The organism is Rufibacter ruber, assembly GCF_014138425.1.
Classification (GTDB): domain Bacteria; phylum Bacteroidota; class Bacteroidia; order Cytophagales; family Hymenobacteraceae; genus Nibribacter; species Nibribacter ruber_C.
This window is the reverse complement of record NZ_JACJIQ010000007.1, coordinates 226386-241782: the sequence shown is the minus strand read 5'-3', so window position 1 is coordinate 241782 and position 15397 is coordinate 226386. Positions and strand designations below refer to the sequence as shown.

The following is a 15397-nucleotide window of genomic DNA, read 5'->3' as shown; positions in this document are numbered from 1 at the left end:
GCCACTGGTAAACTGCTCTACTTAAAAAGGTCAGGTTGCCATTGCTGGGAGTAGCATTTAATAAGCGGCATTTAAGTAAACCACTACCACCATGAGGACTTCTTTTACAATAAAAGCAGTTACTGTACTCGTTGTCAGCTCCCTTCTTATTCTGTCTCCTGCCGAAGGGCAGGTATGGCCCTGGAAATGGAACCAGGACAACAAAGAAGGGTACCGGCAGGGCCGTTGGCGGGAGTTCTATAGCCATAAGCCCGAACAGCTCATGTACAAGGGCCGTTACAAACGCGGTCAGGCCAAAGGCCGCTGGAAAACCTATACAGAAACGGGGAAACTGGAGCGGCTGGAATTCTTTGAGCCCAAGAAAAAGCGTATCAGAACCATTTTTTACTATCCTAACGGAAAGATAGAGAAAACGGGCATGGCCTATCTGTTTGAAGAGAAGAACCTGCTGAAATACCAGTGGCACGGTGACTGGCAGTACTATGACTCCACGGGTACCTGGTTAGGCTGGAAAACCTTTACCCGGGGGAAACCTTCCTCTGAACATCCTATAAAACCGAAGGAAGAAGGGCAGGAATAGCTGTTTTAGGCCTGTTTTCTGAAAAACAGGCCTAAAACAGAAGTCCTCAACAAAGGTCTTTTATAAAGCTAACTCAGCGTGAAATATGGTTCCTTCTCCTTGTCATGCAGCCGCACTTTGCCTTGCAGCACCAGTTCTACCAGAAGCCGCTGGGCGCGCCGTCTGGAGAGGTTGGCGTGGTGCATGACCTGTTTGAGGGTAAGCTTGCGGTGCTTCTGCAAGAGGAGCAGGAGGCGTTGGTGCTGGTGGTTTAGGGGCGCCTCCTCTGCTTCCTCGGCTGGTTCCAGTATGAGGGATTTCTCCACCAGCTTGCTTGTCTGCACACTCTCGTCCTTTACCCGCACATAGCTTCGCCAGTCGCCTTCCTTTACTTTGGCCAGGTGCGGTTTGGTGGCGCTTTCGGGAACAATGACTTTGAGAATAGTGCCTTCGTCCATCTCCACCTCCTTGTACACCACCCTCACGGGCGGGTCGCAGAAAAAGGAGATGGCCTGCTCCAGCGTGTGCTTCTCCTCCTCTGGGTCTACGCCGCAGATGGTGCCGTTGTCCTGCACGCCCACCAGAATCTGACCGCCCCGCGTATTGGCGAAGGAGACCAGGGTGCGGGCAATGCGGTCAGGGTTCGTAATGGTCTTCTTGAACTCCAGCGTGTCGCTTTCGCCCTTCAGGATCAGGAGCAGCATTTCTTGCATGGGAGCAATGGGGTTAAGAGGTGAATTGGGTTTGTTCCGCACTCAGGTCCCACAACCGGCGGGCAATGTGGCTGTTGTAGGAGTCGTTGGCTGACCGTTTCTGTTTTTTGTCTTTGAAATATTTGCCGCTGATTTGCTCCACCTCCGGCGATGTTGCCAGATAGACAGACGTTTGCGCCCCACCGGCGGCAGATTTCATAAACAACCGCCCCAGCATCATAGTGGTTCTGATAAAAAAGTTGCTGGTCTTCCCGAAATTGGTGGCCACCACCCCCGGGTGCAGGCAGTTCACCGTGAGAGGAGTGAACTCTGTTCTTCTGGCCAGCTCATAGGTAAAATAGATGTTAGCCAGCTTTGAGTCTGCGTAGGCGGTCACGGCGCTGTATTTCTTGGCCATGCCCGCGTGCTCAAAGTCAATCTGCCCCAGCCGGTGCGCCTCTGACGTTACATTGATGATTCTGCCCTGCGGGGCCGCCAGCAGGCTGTCCATTAGCAGGTTGGTGAGCAGAAAAGGAGCCAGATGGTTGGTGGCCCAGCTGACTTCCCAGCCTTCTACTGTGAGTTGCTGCAACCCCGGCATCATGCCCGCATTGTTCACCAGCACATCAATGACGGGGTAGGTAGAGGATAATTCCTGCGCCAGCTCCCGCACATTGCCCATCAGGGAGAGGTCTGCCAGATGCAGGTGCAGGTCTGCGCCAGGAACCTTCTTTTGTATATCCTGCATGGCTTTCTGGCCCCGTTCCCGGCTTCGGCACACCATGGCCACCGTGGCGCCGGCATAGGCCAAGGCTTCAGCAGTGGCTTTGCCAATGCCGGCGCTTGCCCCCGTGACCACCATTACTTTCCCTGCTAACTGTCTGTTCATGTAGAAACTATTACCATTCGCGTTGGTTTTACTCCCTACGCAAATTGTGCCAATTTAGCTGTGAGGGGGAGGGTACACAAAAAATGCGACCGGTAGGGGTCGCATTTCCAGGAGTATGAAGTTAAAATTCCTTAGAAAGGAAGGTCGTTGTCAAGGTCATCACTGATAAAGCTTGGCTTGGCAGGCTGCTGCTGGGCGTACCCCCCGTTTCCGCCGCCTTGCGGCTGGGCAGCACCGGCGTGCTCAATTCTCCAGGCCTGCAGGTTGGTGAAGTACATGGTGGTGCCGTTCTTGGTGAAAGGCTTGCCGCTCAGGTTGAACGCCACCTTCACCTCATCGCCTGTTTTGTAGCTGTCTAGAAGGCCGCACTTGTCTTGGGTAAGCTGAAATTTGGCATACTGCGTATAAGAGCCGTCCGGAATCTCCAGTACGAATTCGCGCTTGCGGAATTTTTCGCTCACTTGGGTTTCGTCAAAGATTTCGTGCAATCTTCCCTGAACATCAAAAGACATAGATGTAGAATTAATATGAATAATTAGTAAAGTAAACTCTACAAAGATACAAAGATTTCAGGGGTAAGATTCCCGCCCCGGCACTTTAATTTTGTTCCCGCGGGGGCAAGAAAAATCTCCTCTGCCCATGAGAAAGATCCTTTTTTTTGCGTAAGCACTTTCTGTAGCACCCCTTAGAACCTGAACCATATGCCAAGAACTGTTCCTTTCTCCCTTGCCCTGCACGGCGGCGCCGGCACCATCACCCGCAGTACCCTCACCCCCCAAATGGATGCTGACTACCGGTCTGCCCTGCGGCAGGCGCTGGAGGTGGGGCATGCTATTCTGCAGGGCGGCGACACGGCGTTAGCGGCGGTAGAGGCAGTGGTGGTGTCCTTAGAAGACTGCCCCTTGTTCAACGCGGGACGGGGATCTGTCTTCAACAAACAGGGCAAACACGAAATGGACGCGGCCATCATGTGCGGTAAAACCTTGGGAGCCGGGGCCGTGGCGGGCGTAAAGAATGTGCGCAACCCCGTTCAATTGGCGAAAGCGGTCCTGCAGCAGTCAGACCACGTGTTTCTCTGCATGGCGGGCGCCGAAGAATTTGCCCGCAACCAAGGCTTACCCTTTGAGCCCGACGACTATTTTTACACCCCGCACCGCTATGAGCAATGGCAAGCCCTGCGGGATTCTGATACCTACATGCTGGACCATTCAGTGGAGAAAAAGTTTGGTACCGTGGGGGCCGTGGCCTTAGACCAGGCCGGCAACCTGGCCGCGGCTACTTCTACCGGCGGCATGACCAACAAAAACTTCAACCGTATTGGCGACAGCCCGGTCATTGGGGCAGGCACCTATGCCAACAACCACACCTGCGCCGTCTCCTGCACCGGCCACGGGGAATTCTTCATCAGGAACGTGGTGGCGTATGACATTTCCTGCCTTATGGAATACAAAGGCCTTTCCTTGACCCAAGCGGCAGATCTGGTGGTAAAAGAAAAGCTGGTGAAACTAGGCGGGGAAGGCGGGTTGGTGGCGGTGTCTGCTACAGGGGAGGTGGCCATGCCGTTTAATTCTGAAGGCATGTACCGGGGGAGTTGGGTAGCAGGGCAGGAACCACTAGTGGCTATTTATAATGATTGATTTGACTTTCTGTTTTCAGGCTGTTTTCTGGAAAATAAGCCAAAAACAGAAATTTCTCCTTTGCCTCCTCCTGGGGTAGGCACGTGGTAAAGGCAATTTGGGAGTGCAACTCCGCTGGGGAACAAGGCCAAAGTAGGGGAGTGGAACTCCCCGGCAGGAAGCTTCCGGAGTAGAACTCCGGAAGAGCTAGGGAAGAGCAAGGGCAAGGAAGAGAAATAAATTTTTGGATAGCAAAAGCGAGAGATTGAAAATCAGCAGTGATCAAATTAGGGAGTGGAAGTCCCGATCAGCAGAATTATGTTCACGTCCTGCTTTTTCTGATTTGCAATCAGGAAGCATTTATTAAAAAATTAGTATCACCCGCTACTTCATCTTGAGCCGCAAAAGCTGCGGATTGCAAATCCGGAGAGGTACACAAGTTGGGGATTGCGTATTGCCAAGAGCATAAAGGGGTTCGTCTTTTGCGTTTTCGGGCTGTTTTTCTGAAAACAGCCCGAAAACGGGAATTCTCCTTATGGGAGTTGTTGGAGTGGGTTTGACCGCTGCTCGCATCCAGGGTATCCTACTACACCGGCGCATTGTCCAGAGACTTCCAGAGGTAGCGGCAGGCGAGGGTGCGGTGGGGGCGCCAGGGTTGGGAGAGTTCCAGCAGGGTGGCTTTGGCTTCTTTCAGGGGGGCGGTGAACCCGTAGAGCTTTTTCATGGCTTTGTAGATGCCCAGATCATCCAGCGGCATCACGTCGGGGCGGTGGAGGGTGAACATGAGCACCATTTCGCTGGTCCAGCGGCCAACGCCCTTGATCTGGGTCAGGTGCAGGATCAATTCCTCGTCGGGGAGGTGGGCAATGGTGTCATCCTCTAAGTTTCCCGCTGCCTTGAACGCGGCTATGCTTTTGAGGTACTTGGCTTTTTGCCCGGAGAGGCCCACGCTGCGTAGAACCTCATCGGGCGTAGCCTGCACCCATTCCGGTTTTGGGTCTGTTTCGGGAAAAAGGGCCAGGAAACGCGCTTTGATGGTGGCGGCCGCCTTCACCGACAGCTGCTGCGAAATAACCGAGCTGAGCAACGCGTCATAGATTGATTTCGCCGGAAGGCGCTCCGGCAGGGGAGGCTGGTCTTTGACGAGGTGGAACAGAACCGGGTCCTGTGAAAAGAGAGCTGCGTGCGGATTCATGCCTAAAGATGCCGCTTTCCTGACACTTTAGTCAAGTTTAGCGGCCGGAAAAGTAGCAGAGACAAGCAAAGGTGGTGCAGACGCCATAAATTTTTATCTTCGTACCAAACGAACCTTAGTTGCATGAAAATAATTGAATGCCCCCGTGATGCCATGCAAGGCCTTCCGGATTTTGTGCCCACCGCGCTGAAAGTAGAATACCTGCAGACGCTGCTGGAAGTGGGGTTTGATACCCTGGACTTCGGGAGCTTTGTCTCGCCCAAGGCCATTCCGCAGATGCGGGACACGGCCCAGGTACTGGCGCAGCTGGACACTTCCGGGGCAAAAACCAAGCTGCTGGCCATTGTGGCCAATGTGCGGGGGGCGGAGCAGGCGGTGGCGCAGGAGGTGATCAAGTACCTGGGGTTTCCGCTGTCACTGTCTGAGGAGTTTCAGAAACGCAACACCAACAAAACCATTGCCGAAGCCATGACCGAGGTGGCGCAGATGCAGGAACTGTGTATAAAGGCGGGGAAGGAGCTGGTGCTGTACCTGTCCATGGGCTTCGGGAACCCGTACGGGGAACCGTGGGCACCGGAACTGGCCGCCGAGATGACGCAGAAACTGGACGCGCTGGGGGTGAAGATCATTTCCCTGTCAGACACCATTGGCGTTTCTACCCCTGCCACCATTTCCCACCTGTTCTCTACCCTCATCCCAGAATTCCCGCAGGTGGAGTTTGGGGCGCATCTGCATACCACGCCGTCTACGTGGCAGGAAAAGGTGGAGGCGGCCTACGCCAGCGGCTGCCGCCGAATGGATGGCGCCCTGTTGGGCTACGGCGGCTGCCCCATGGCCAAAGACGAGCTGGTGGGGAATATGCCCACAGAGAAAATGCTGGCGTATTTACAGGAGAAAGGCGTACCTTTGGGGTTAAACCAAGACGCACTGCAGAAGTCGCTTGCGCTGGCTTCCAGCGTCTTCCATTCGCTTTAGATACATGCCACAACCGGTAGTAGATATATTTATTCCCTGCTTTGTAGACCAGCTGTTTCCCAACACCGCCTGGAACATGGTGAAACTGCTGGAAGCGCTGGGCTGCACCGTGCGCTACAACGCCAACCAGACCTGCTGCGGACAGCCCGCTTTCAACGCAGGTTTCCAGAAGGAGTGCCGCCAGATCTCAGATAAATTTTTAGAGGATTTTTCCCGCGAGGGCGCTGATTATATTGTGGCGCCCTCTGCGTCATGCGTGGGCATGGTGCGCAATGCCTACGCTGATCTGTACGTGGCCTCGTCCCAGCTGGTAAAATACCGCACCGTGGAGCGGAAGGTGCTGGAACTGACAGAGTTTCTGGTGGATGTGCTGCAGGTGAAGAGTATACCGGGGGCCAAGCTGCCGGCCAAGGTCACCTACCATGACTCCTGCAGCGCCCTGCGCGAGTGCGGCATTAAAGAAGGTCCCCGCAAACTGCTAGGCATGGTAGAAGGTCTGCAGCTGATAGAAATGCGGGAAACCGAGACCTGCTGCGGCTTCGGGGGCACGTTTGCCGCCAAATTTGAGGCCATCTCCACCGCCATGGGCGAGCAGAAAGTGGAGAATGCCCTCAGCACCGGCGCCGAATACATTGTCTCTACTGACACCAGCTGCCTTATGCACCTGGAGGCCTACATCAAAAAGAACAACAAACCCATCAAGGTTCTGCACATTGCCGATGTGCTGACGCAGGGGTGGTAGAATAAAATAATAAAAGTAACGTCTCCCGTTTTTGGCCTGTTTTTCAGAAAACAGGCCAAAAACGGGAGACGTTGCTTTTACTGAACCTATACTATTTTTCTTGACGCTACTTCAACCCCTTCACAAAAGCACTTACCTCTGGTACCAAAGAAGACGCTAAGGGAAGTTCTGGATTCTTATAGGAAGCAACATTGGCATTATAGTCTGTCCCTACCTCTTTCAAGACGTGGTTCATGCCTGAGAGGACCACCAGCTTACTTTTAGGCGCCGCTGCCAGCAACAGGTCGGCCTCTTTTTTGGGTACCTGCAAGTCCTGATCACCCTGTACCAGCAGAACGGGTACTGTCAACTTCTTCAACTCAACCTGCGGGTCATATTTGAACCAGGAGATGAGGTACGGTTGCACGCTGGGGCGGAGAAGGGCGCCCAGCATAGGATTGACATTGGCCACGGTTTTGCCCAGCTTCAGAGAGTCTAAGGCCGGATAGGCGATGTCTGTCACCGCTTTAGGCTGCAACAGCAACTGGTTCCTGATGATTTTATCTGCCGGTTGGCCCGGGCCAGCAAGGGAAACAAAGGCGTCTGCTTTGGCTTGCTGGGTGGCCAGCATGCCAATCAAAGAGCCTTCACTGTGCCCCATGACCACCACCCGGTTGAAACGCTTGTCCTTCTTCAGCTTCTGCACCCAATGGGTGGCATCGGTCACGTAGTCATCAAACCGGAGGTCTTTTTCTTCGCCTAAGGCGGAGATACTCTCCCCTGAGCCGCGTTTGTCATAGCGCAGGGTGGCAATACCCTGCTGATGCAGCCCTTCAGCCAGCAATTTCAGGCTGTTGTTCTGGGTGGCTACGCTGTTCCCGTTGCGGTCTGTGGGGCCGGAGCCGGCAATGATCAGCACCACCGGCAGGGGTTTAGAAGACACCGGCACCAGCAGGGTCCCTTTTACCATGCCCTTCGGCGTAGCCAGTTCAACGGGTTCTCCGGCAGCAGAACTGCCTTGCCCAAGAACGCGGGTGCACACTGCCAACACAAGCAGGAGGAGAGGGAATAATCTGTTTTTCATCTGTTTTCAGAAAAAGAGCCGATAAACGCCCGAGAAGGCTAGGCCAGTAAAGGAGCGGCGGCTTCTTTGATGCGCTGTTTCAGGCTCTCTGAAGCCGGCGCCAGCGGAAGGCGAACGTACGGCTCACAGATGCCCGCCTGCTGCAGCACCAGCTTTATACCCACGGGGTTGGCTTCTTCATACATCAGCGGGTTGATCTTCCCGAAGGAACGTTGCAGCGGGCCGGCTTCGGTAAAATTCCCTTCCAGCGCCAGGCGCGTCATCCGGCTGAACTTCTCCGGAAAGGCATTGCCCAGAACGGTAATAATGCCGTCTCCACCCACTGAGATAAGGGGAACGGTGGTCATGTCATCACCGCTGATCACCAGAAAGCCTTCCGGTTTTCCTTCAATAATGGCCATGTACTGCTCCAGGTTTCCGCAGGCGTCTTTGGTGCCAATGATGTTGGGGTGCTGGGCCAGCCTGAGCGTAGTGGCGGCACTCATGTTAATGCCTGTCCTGCCCGGCACGTTGTACAGCAGCACCGGCACCGGAGAAGCGTCAGCAATGGCGGTATAGTGCAGAAAGACGCCCTCCTGTGAGGGCTTGTTGTAGTAGGGGCATACTGAAAGGATGGCGGCAATGCCTTCAAAGTCAAGGCCTTTGATCAGGTCCAGTACATAGTGGGTATCATTGGCCCCTAGGCCGTACACCAAGGGCTTGCGGCCGGCAATGCGCTCTTTGGCAAAGGCCAGCAGCTCTTTTCTCTCAGCGGGGGTGGTGGTCACAGACTCGCCGGTGGTGCCGTTCACAATCAGGTAATCTACGCCGTTCTCTATGGTATAGTCAATCAGGCGGCCAAATCCTTCAAAATCAACGCTCAGGTCTTGGTTGAAGGGAGTTACCAGCGCCACGCCCGTTCCTCTTAATGCTTGCATGTTTGTTTTCTATGGGTTGTGTGGTCAAAGATAATGATTCACAAGGTAATATGTGAAACGTTACTAACGCTTGTTTTGGAAAGCCCTTTGCCTCAGTTCTGTTTTGGGGCTGATTTTCAGAAAACAGCCCCAAAACAGAAAATCAGGTTTGAGAGGAGCTAAAGATTCTTACTCTCCACCCAGCGCATAAACTCCTCGCGGTAGCTGTCTCCAATAGGGATCTCCTGCTCTTTTATTTTAATGCGGCTTTTCTCTATGGCCTCAATGTGCGGGAGGGAGACAATGTATGACCGGTGCACCCGCGCGAAGTCATGTTCCGGCAGTTTCTCCATGAGCTTGTTCATTGATAACAGCGTGATAATCTTGCGGTTTATGGTGTGCAGGATCACGTAGTCCTTCAGGCCTTCAATGAATAAAATGTCTTTCAGGTTCACCCGCAGCGTCTTGTAGTCAGCCTTTACAAAAATGAAATCCTCGTTTTCGGCCGGGGCCGAAGGCATAACCGGGGCCGGGGCTACAAGTTGCTGCTGCAGCTGCGCCCGCTCATGCACTTTGTTCACGGCCCGCAGGAAACGGTCAAACGGAATGGGCTTGAGCAGGTAGTCTACCGCGTCTAAGCTGAACCCCTCCAGGGCGTACTGCGGATAGGCGGTGGTGAAAATGACGGCGGGGCGGTGGGAGAGTGACTGTACAAACTGCACGCCCGTCAGTTCTGGCATTTCTATGTCCAGAAAAAGCAGGTCAATGGGCTGTTGCTGCATCACTGCCATGGCTTCCAGGGCGCTGGAACAGGATTGCACCAGTTGCAGGAACGGGATTTTGCTGATGTAGGAGCGCATCAGATCCAGCGCAAGGGGCTCATCATCAACGGCAAGACAGGTGAGTTGCATAGAACAAGGTACGGTTAGGATAGCAGGGTGAGCACCAGGGTGGTTTCAAATTGAGACCCTTGCGCCTCTGCTTGAAGGGAGAAGGAGCTGGGGTACAGCAATTCAAGCCGGCGGCGCAGGTTTTGTAGACCAATTCCGCCGTAGGCGTCTTTGGGGGCGTTGGGCTTGAGGGTGTTGTCTGTGGTGAAAGTCAGTCTATGTTGCTCCACTGCCAGCCTCAGTTGCATGGGGGCGGTGGTGAGGCCGTGCTTGAAGAGGTTTTCCACCAGGGGCATGAGGAGCATGGGCGGCAACTGCACGCGGGAGACATCACCGTACACCTCCAGGGTCAGGAGCGCCGGGTTGGGCAGGCGCAGGCGGTGCAGGTCCAGCAGGTGCTGCAGGTGCTCCAGCTCTTTTTCCAGGGGAACCTGCGCCGTCTGGGTTTCATAGAGCTGGTACCGCAGCAGCAGCGAGAGCTTCATGATGGCATCTGGCGTACTGGGGGCGTTCTGGTAGGCGAGCGAATAGATATTATTGAGCGTGTTGAACAGGAAATGCGGGTTCACCTGTGACTTGAGCAATTCCAGTTCTGTATGGGTGTGCTGAAGCTCCAGTTCCTTCCGGCGGCGCTCGTTGCGCAGAAAGTCCCCCGTTACTTTTAAAGCCGAACTCAGGAAGATGCTCATCACCCCCGTCACGGCAATCTGGAGCATGTTGTGCCCAAAATTCAGGAGGGAAGGGTGTTTCTGTAGTTGTTGGGCCATTCTGGCTACTTCCTGGGCTATGGCTTTTTTCTCCCAGATCTCAATGGGCGCCCGCACCGCCGCGTAAACCGCCAGCGTGGCAATAACCGCCAGGGCGTACCATACCACCCGGTCTTTGGCCAGGATCTTGGGCACCAGCACAAACCAGTTGAAGTAAAACAGCAACAGGTGAAAAAGAATGGTCTGCGTCACGTCCAGCGCCAGCCAGGGTATGGGAATCCAGTTGGGTTCGCCCATGTTGAAGTGCACCAACAGGGTCAATGCCAGCAGGGTCACCCAGAGCAGCACATGCAACAGCAGCGGAATGTGTTTCTTCATTTCTCTTGGTAAAGCTATCCAAAACTACACATTCAAAACAGGTTTGCGTTAAGATGGAGGGACATTTAGACCAACGCCCCAAATGTATAGATGAACAGGTTGAAGGGGATGAACCGGTGATTCGTCTAAAGGAATGGCGGGTTGGTATAGTTTAGTTGCAGACGGCTGGGTAATGGACTTCTTTTGGACATCACTTCGTCACCACGCCATGAAAGACCTGCTCATTCACACCCAGAACCTCTGCTACCGCTATGGCCGCCAGAATATATTGAAAGGGCTGGATCTGCACATTCCCAAAGGGAGCATCTATGGTTTTCTGGGACCCAACGGTGCAGGAAAGACCACCACCATCCGGTTGCTGCTGGGCCTACTGCACCCAACAGCAGGAGAAGTACAGCTTTTTGGGCGCGAACTGAGGCAGCATAGAGCAGAGGTGCTGCAGAAGGTGGGCGCGCTCATTGAAACGCCCAGCCTCTACAGGCACCTCACCGGTACCGAAAATCTGGAGGTGATGCGCCGCCTCCTGGGGGTGGAGAAGAAACGGGTTGCTGCGGTGCTGGAAATGGTACGTCTTTCGGCAGATGCCCACCGGCCCGTCAGGCAGTACTCACTGGGTATGTGCCAGCGGCTGGGAATTGCCCTGGCCCTGCTCTCAGACCCTGAACTGCTGGTCCTGGATGAACCCACCAACGGGCTTGACCCCAGCGGCATCAGGGAAATGCGGCAACTGCTCAAAGACCTGAACCAGCAGCACGGCAAAACCATTTTCGTCTCCAGCCACCTGCTCAGTGAGATAGAGAAAACGGTGACGCACCTGTCTATTCTGCATCAGGGGAAACTCTCTTTTGAAGGCAGCGTGCAGGAGCTTCAGCAGGTAGCCATACAAGCCAACGTGTTGGAGCTGGAGGTGGCCAATACCCTGCTGGCCAGAGATGTATTGCTGGCGCACGGCCTGGCGGTAGAAACCATGGGCGGGAACTGGCTGCGGGTGGCCGTGCAGGAGAAAGCCGAAGCTGCCGTTCTGAACCAACTGCTGGTGGAGCAGGGGGTGCCGGTCACCGGACTGGTCTTCGCGCAGCAAAGCCTGGAGGAGCTGTTCCTCTCCATGACTGAGGTTCCTTCTGTTGAAACCTCTATTCCCCAACCTCTAGCCCTCGTTTAAGCCATGGAAGCAATTGGCATCTATCTCCGCCGTGGCCTTTCGGCCGAAGCGTTGAAAATTAAACGCACCTGGGCCTTCTGGCTGGCGCTGCTGGCTCCACTAGCTGTGGTGAGCATGACGTTTCTAGTCTTCTTCTTTAGAGGCGAAAAATTAATCAAGCCGGGCGAGGATCCTTGGTTTCTCTGGGCGGGTAATAACCTCAATGCCACCGCCCAACTGCTGGTGCCCATGTACCTGGCGCTTATCACCGCACTGGTGAACGGCACCGAGCATACCTCCCACGGGTGGAAGCAGCTGTACGCCTTGCCAGTGCCTAAATGGAGCGTTTTCTTGAACAAATACCTCCTTCAATTGGGTCTGGTGTTGGCCACCTACTTTACATTTCTGGCTGCAATGCTGGCGGCGGGCTATGTGCTGGGATGGCTGCGGCCGGAACTAGGATTTCAGCACTACCACCACGTGGGAAGCATCAGTTTGGGGGCCTTCCGGATCTTCATTGGCTCGCTGTTCATCTTCACCTTGCAGTTCTGCATCAGTTATAGGTATAAGAGCATTGCCATGAGCATAGGTTTGGGCATTCTGTTCACACTGGCATTCCTGATTGGGTCACGGTGGGAGCACATTGGCTATTACCCGTACAGCTGGCCCTATTTTTCAGCAATGGGTTTCTTTACCAAAGGCGCCGGGGTGTTTGTGCCGCAGATGTGGTACAGTGTTTTGGCCAGCCTCAGTTTGCTGCTGCTGGCCCTCTGGGCTTCGGCCCGAAGACAGATTCTTTAGTTTTCCCCTCTTTTCACTAAAACAGGTCATAAACAGAAACCATGAAAATTCTCTTCACTTTAGTAGTTGGTGCCGCCCTGGGCTGGGTAAATGCGCAGTGGGACGTACAGGGGCAACTGGCCCTGGAGCAGTACCAGCAACAACTGGAAATGAAAAAAGACACTGTCTTCAAAGCAGCAGTGGGCGAGGTGGAGGAGAAGCTCCAGTTCCCCTCAGAGCTTTTGCGGTGGCGGTAACCCTGCTTCCCCAGTTCTAGTTAAAGACTTCCAGAAAGTGTCTGCTCTTGCGTTTTGGAGCTGTTTTCTGAAAAACAGGCCGAAAACAGAAATTCACCCCGGGCCCTTTATGACAAGGCTGGTGAGGGAGCGGTCAACGGCCATGTAGGGAGGGCTGCCAAAAGAAAGGTCGGGGTTGACCCTACCGCCAGGCGGAAAGCTGGGTGGCAGGGAAATAGCAGATTTGTGCGCTTGTAACTATGAAATGTAAGGTAATAAGGGAGAATGTTCTCTGGTGGTAAACCTTTTCCTTAGAAGTTGGTTTTGTCTGTAGTTGTTAAAGAGTAAGATTGTTTTAGTTGTAATAAGTGGTAGAAAAGCGGCCGGGGTTCCTGCCGCTTTTCTGTTTTCGGGCTGTTTTTGGGAAAACAGCCCGAAAACAGAAAAGCAGGCGGCTGGCTGCCAGGCAAGGCAGTGGGGTGCCGGTCCACTTATCCTGTGCCAGGGGGCTGGAATGATTAGGAAATCATCTGGTTGAACTCCTCTTCGCTCACAATTTTCACCCCCAGTGCGGTGGCTTTCTCTAATTTGCTGGGCCCCATTTTATCACCGGCCACTAAAAAAGAAAGTTTTTTGGAGATGGAGCTGACCACTTTTCCGCCGTGGGCGGCAATGGTCTCTTGCAGTGCATCACGGGAATAGCCGGAGAAGACACCGGAGACCACAAACGTGAGCCCTTCCAGCTTGTTGCTCTGAGGCGCTACTACTTCCAGTTCGCCCAGGTCCAGCAGCAGGCCGTGCTCCTTCAGGCGCTCCACCACGTGCACATGGGCCAGGTCCTGAAAATATTCGCGCACTGAGGCGGCAATGCGTCCCCCAATCTCCGGCACGGCAATGAGTTCCTCCTCAGAGGCGGCCCGCAGGGCATCTATGTTCCGGAAATGCTGGGCCAGCTTTTGTGCCACAGTGGCACCTACAAACCGGATGCCCAACGCAAACAGCACCCGGTCAAACGGCACCTCTTTTGATTTCTCTATGGCGCTCAAGATGTTGTCTACTGTCTTCTTCTGGAACTTGACGGTGCGGGTTTTGCCGGTTTCCTCGTCTTGGTACACTTTCTCCAGCCCAAAAAGCGTGTCATAGGTGAGATCATAGAGGTGCTCTGGGCTGGTGACCAGGCCGCGCTCGGCGAGGAGTTCTATTTTGCCTTCGCCCAGGCTCATGATGTTCATGGCTTTTCGGCTGATGAAGTGTTCCAGCTTGCCCTTCACCTGCGGCGGACAGCCTTTCTCATTGGGGCAGTAGTGGTTGGCTTCCCCTTCGGTACGAATAAGGGGGGTGTTGCAGGCGGGGCAGGTGGTGGGGTAGACAATGGGTTCTGCGTTTTCTGGCCTGAGTTCTGTTTTTACGGCCGTTACCTTGGGTATGATCTCGCCGCCTTTCTCCACCATTACCTGGTCGTGCAGCATGAGCCCCAGGCGCTCTATCTCATTGGCGTTGTGCAGCGAGGCCCGCTTCACCGTGGTACCCGCCAGCAGCACCGGTTTCATGATGGCCACCGGGGTCACGGCGCCGGTTCTGCCCACGTTGTATTCAATCTCCAGCAGCTCGGTCACGGCTTCCATGGCTTTGTACTTGTATGCCATGGCCCATCTGGGACTTTTGGCGGTGTACCCAAGTTCCTCCTGCTGCGCGTAGGAATTCACTTTCACCACAATGCCGTCTGTGGCTATGGGCAGCTCAAACCGTTTGGTTTCCCATTCGTGTATGAAGTCCAGCACCTGGTCAATGTTCTGGCACACGCGCCAGGTAGGCGACACATTCAGCCCCCACCGCTGCAGCGCCTCCAGACTTTGAGAATGGCTGTCAAATAAAGTTGGCGTACTCAACAAACCGTAAGCGAACATGCTCAACCGGCGGCGGGCCACTTCTTTGGAGTCCTGCAGTTTCAGGGTTCCAGACGTGGCGTTACGCGGGTTGGCCATCAAGGCTTCGCCTATCTCCTCGCGCTCCTTGTTCAGTTCCTCAAACACGTTGAACGGCATAAAGACCTCGCCCCGCACTTCTACCTCTGCCGGTACATCTTCGCCGTGCAGGTGCAGCGGAATGGTTCTAATGGTGCGCACGTTGGGGGTGATGTCATCGCCACGGGTACCGTCACCGCGGGTCACGCCCAGGCTGAGGGCGCCATTGGTGTAGGTGAGGCTGAGGGCCACACCGTCAAATTTAAGCTCGCAGACATACTCCACCTCGTCGCCGGTCACTTTGCGTACCCGCTTGTCAAATTCCCGCACCTCTGCCTCAGAGTAGGTATTGCCCAGGGAAAGCATAGGGTACTTGTGCTTCACCGTAGGGAAATTCTTGGTGATGGTACCGCCAACGCGTTGGGTGGGGGAGTTGTCTGACCTATACTGCGGATGCGCCTCTTCCAGCTCCTGTAGCTCTTTCAACATCTGGTCAAACTCGTAATCAGACACTTCTGAGACACTGTTCTGGTAGTACTGGTAGTTGAGGTAGTTCAGACGGTTGGTCAGCTCCAGAATACGGGCTTGCGGGTTCTGCTCAGGCATGGCGGGTGGTGGTAAAGTTTACCCGGTAAAGATAGGGAAAAGGAGGTTTCACCACCCCCAGCCTCTCC

16 protein-coding genes are annotated in these 15397 nt (G+C 54.5%); 7 read left to right on the top strand and 9 right to left on the bottom strand.

The window, feature by feature from the left end; all coding sequences use genetic code 11:
* Nucleotides 1–91 precede the first annotated feature (91 nt).
* Nucleotides 92–580, top strand: coding sequence for a toxin-antitoxin system YwqK family antitoxin (locus FHS90_RS10585; protein WP_182513023.1), 489 nt, complete (start codon nucleotides 92–94; stop codon nucleotides 578–580).
* Nucleotides 581–648: 68 nt separating this feature from the next.
* Here FHS90_RS10585 and FHS90_RS10580 read toward each other — a convergent pair whose 3' ends face one another.
* The 3 genes from FHS90_RS10580 to FHS90_RS10570 all read right to left on the bottom strand — a co-directional run bounded on the left by FHS90_RS10580 (nucleotide 649) and on the right by FHS90_RS10570 (nucleotide 2652).
* Entirely contained in the window at nucleotides 649–1272 is a 624-nt protein-coding gene (locus tag FHS90_RS10580) for an AlbA family DNA-binding domain-containing protein (RefSeq protein WP_182513022.1), read from the bottom strand.
* 13 nt (nucleotides 1273–1285) lie between these two features.
* Nucleotides 1286–2140: an SDR family oxidoreductase gene (locus tag FHS90_RS10575; RefSeq protein WP_182513021.1), complete on the bottom strand. Its 855-nt coding sequence runs from the start codon at nucleotides 2138–2140 to the stop codon at nucleotides 1286–1288.
* Nucleotides 2141–2271: 131 nt separating this feature from the next.
* Entirely contained in the window at nucleotides 2272–2652 is a 381-nt protein-coding gene (locus FHS90_RS10570; protein ID WP_066836654.1) for a DUF3127 domain-containing protein, read from the bottom strand.
* Between the two features lie 189 nt (nucleotides 2653–2841).
* On the opposite strand from FHS90_RS10570, the gene FHS90_RS10565 reads away from it, so the two are divergent.
* On the top strand, nucleotides 2842–3777 hold the full coding sequence (locus tag FHS90_RS10565; RefSeq protein WP_182513020.1) for an isoaspartyl peptidase/L-asparaginase family protein: 936 nt from the start codon (nucleotides 2842–2844) through the stop codon (nucleotides 3775–3777).
* Nucleotides 3778–4342: 565 nt separating this feature from the next.
* Here FHS90_RS10565 and FHS90_RS10560 read toward each other — a convergent pair.
* Nucleotides 4343–4951, bottom strand: a complete 609-nt coding sequence (locus FHS90_RS10560; protein WP_182513019.1) for a DNA-3-methyladenine glycosylase family protein — start codon at nucleotides 4949–4951, stop codon at nucleotides 4343–4345.
* A 123-nt stretch (nucleotides 4952–5074) separates the two neighbouring features.
* Between FHS90_RS10560 and FHS90_RS10555 the strand changes: the two genes are divergently transcribed.
* Together FHS90_RS10555 and FHS90_RS10550 are read left to right on the top strand one after the other, a co-directional pair.
* Nucleotides 5075–5926, top strand: coding sequence for a hydroxymethylglutaryl-CoA lyase (locus FHS90_RS10555; protein WP_182513018.1), 852 nt, complete (start codon nucleotides 5075–5077; stop codon nucleotides 5924–5926).
* Between the two features lie 4 nt (nucleotides 5927–5930).
* On the top strand, nucleotides 5931–6668 hold the full coding sequence (locus FHS90_RS10550) for a (Fe-S)-binding protein (RefSeq protein WP_182513017.1): 738 nt from the start codon (nucleotides 5931–5933) through the stop codon (nucleotides 6666–6668).
* A 106-nt stretch (nucleotides 6669–6774) separates the two neighbouring features.
* On the opposite strand, the gene FHS90_RS10545 is transcribed toward FHS90_RS10550, so the two are convergent.
* From FHS90_RS10545 to FHS90_RS10530, 4 genes are all read right to left on the bottom strand, one after another.
* A complete protein-coding gene (locus FHS90_RS10545; RefSeq protein WP_182513016.1) occupies nucleotides 6775–7731 on the bottom strand; it encodes an alpha/beta hydrolase in 957 nt (318 codons plus the stop codon).
* A gap of 38 nt (nucleotides 7732–7769) precedes the next feature.
* Nucleotides 7770–8648: a 4-hydroxy-tetrahydrodipicolinate synthase gene (gene dapA, locus FHS90_RS10540; RefSeq protein ID WP_182513015.1), complete on the bottom strand. Its 879-nt coding sequence runs from the start codon at nucleotides 8646–8648 to the stop codon at nucleotides 7770–7772.
* A gap of 158 nt (nucleotides 8649–8806) precedes the next feature.
* A complete protein-coding gene (locus tag FHS90_RS10535) occupies nucleotides 8807–9538 on the bottom strand; it encodes a LytR/AlgR family response regulator transcription factor (RefSeq protein WP_182513014.1) in 732 nt (243 codons plus the stop codon).
* Between the two features lie 14 nt (nucleotides 9539–9552).
* The gene (locus tag FHS90_RS10530; protein WP_182513013.1) at nucleotides 9553–10602 is read right to left on the bottom strand and encodes a sensor histidine kinase; all 1050 of its coding nucleotides are present in this window, start codon (nucleotides 10600–10602) and stop codon (nucleotides 9553–9555) included.
* 133 nt (nucleotides 10603–10735) lie between these two features.
* Between FHS90_RS10530 and FHS90_RS10525 the strand changes: the two genes are divergently transcribed.
* The 3 genes from FHS90_RS10525 to FHS90_RS10515 are packed head-to-tail and all read left to right on the top strand — an operon-like array spanning nucleotide 10736 to nucleotide 12780.
* Nucleotides 10736–11764, top strand: coding sequence for an ABC transporter ATP-binding protein (locus FHS90_RS10525; protein WP_246386876.1), 1029 nt, complete (start codon nucleotides 10736–10738; stop codon nucleotides 11762–11764).
* Nucleotides 11765–11767: 3 nt separating this feature from the next.
* On the top strand, nucleotides 11768–12544 hold the full coding sequence (locus FHS90_RS10520) for an ABC transporter permease (protein WP_182513012.1): 777 nt from the start codon (nucleotides 11768–11770) through the stop codon (nucleotides 12542–12544).
* Nucleotides 12545–12585: 41 nt separating this feature from the next.
* Nucleotides 12586–12780: a hypothetical protein gene (locus FHS90_RS10515; RefSeq protein WP_182513011.1), complete on the top strand. Its 195-nt coding sequence runs from the start codon at nucleotides 12586–12588 to the stop codon at nucleotides 12778–12780.
* 497 nt (nucleotides 12781–13277) lie between these two features.
* Here the strand turns inward: FHS90_RS10515 and ligA are convergent, their stop codons facing one another.
* Nucleotides 13278–15329, bottom strand: coding sequence for an NAD-dependent DNA ligase LigA (gene ligA / locus FHS90_RS10510; protein ID WP_182513010.1), 2052 nt, complete (start codon nucleotides 15327–15329; stop codon nucleotides 13278–13280).
* Nucleotides 15330–15397: the final 68 nt, after the last annotated feature.

Excerpts from the sequence above, each read along its gene's own strand:
- FHS90_RS10560 (WP_182513019.1), bottom strand. The coding sequence starts at position 4,951 with ATGAATCCGCACGCAGCTCTCTTTTCACAGGACCCGGTTCTGTTCCAC.
- dapA (WP_182513015.1), bottom strand. The coding sequence starts at position 8,648 with ATGCAAGCATTAAGAGGAACGGGCGTGGCGCTGGTAACTCCCTTCAAC.
- FHS90_RS10520 (WP_182513012.1), top strand. The coding sequence starts at position 11,768 with ATGGAAGCAATTGGCATCTATCTCCGCCGTGGCCTTTCGGCCGAAGCG.
- ligA (WP_182513010.1), bottom strand. The coding sequence starts at position 15,329 with ATGCCTGAGCAGAACCCGCAAGCCCGTATTCTGGAGCTGACCAACCGT.
- FHS90_RS10525 (WP_246386876.1), top strand. The coding sequence starts at position 10,736 with ATGGCGGGTTGGTATAGTTTAGTTGCAGACGGCTGGGTAATGGACTTC.
- FHS90_RS10530 (WP_182513013.1), bottom strand. The coding sequence starts at position 10,602 with ATGAAGAAACACATTCCGCTGCTGTTGCATGTGCTGCTCTGGGTGACC.
- FHS90_RS10545 (WP_182513016.1), bottom strand. The coding sequence starts at position 7,731 with ATGAAAAACAGATTATTCCCTCTCCTCCTGCTTGTGTTGGCAGTGTGC.
- FHS90_RS10535 (WP_182513014.1), bottom strand. The coding sequence starts at position 9,538 with ATGCAACTCACCTGTCTTGCCGTTGATGATGAGCCCCTTGCGCTGGAT.
- FHS90_RS10575 (WP_182513021.1), bottom strand. The coding sequence starts at position 2,140 with ATGAACAGACAGTTAGCAGGGAAAGTAATGGTGGTCACGGGGGCAAGC.
- FHS90_RS10580 (WP_182513022.1), bottom strand. The coding sequence starts at position 1,272 with ATGCAAGAAATGCTGCTCCTGATCCTGAAGGGCGAAAGCGACACGCTG.
- FHS90_RS10515 (WP_182513011.1), top strand. The coding sequence starts at position 12,586 with ATGAAAATTCTCTTCACTTTAGTAGTTGGTGCCGCCCTGGGCTGGGTA.
- FHS90_RS10570 (WP_066836654.1), bottom strand. The coding sequence starts at position 2,652 with ATGTCTTTTGATGTTCAGGGAAGATTGCACGAAATCTTTGACGAAACC.
- FHS90_RS10555 (WP_182513018.1), top strand. The coding sequence starts at position 5,075 with ATGAAAATAATTGAATGCCCCCGTGATGCCATGCAAGGCCTTCCGGAT.
- FHS90_RS10550 (WP_182513017.1), top strand. The coding sequence starts at position 5,931 with ATGCCACAACCGGTAGTAGATATATTTATTCCCTGCTTTGTAGACCAG.
- FHS90_RS10565 (WP_182513020.1), top strand. The coding sequence starts at position 2,842 with ATGCCAAGAACTGTTCCTTTCTCCCTTGCCCTGCACGGCGGCGCCGGC.
- FHS90_RS10585 (WP_182513023.1), top strand. The coding sequence starts at position 92 with ATGAGGACTTCTTTTACAATAAAAGCAGTTACTGTACTCGTTGTCAGC.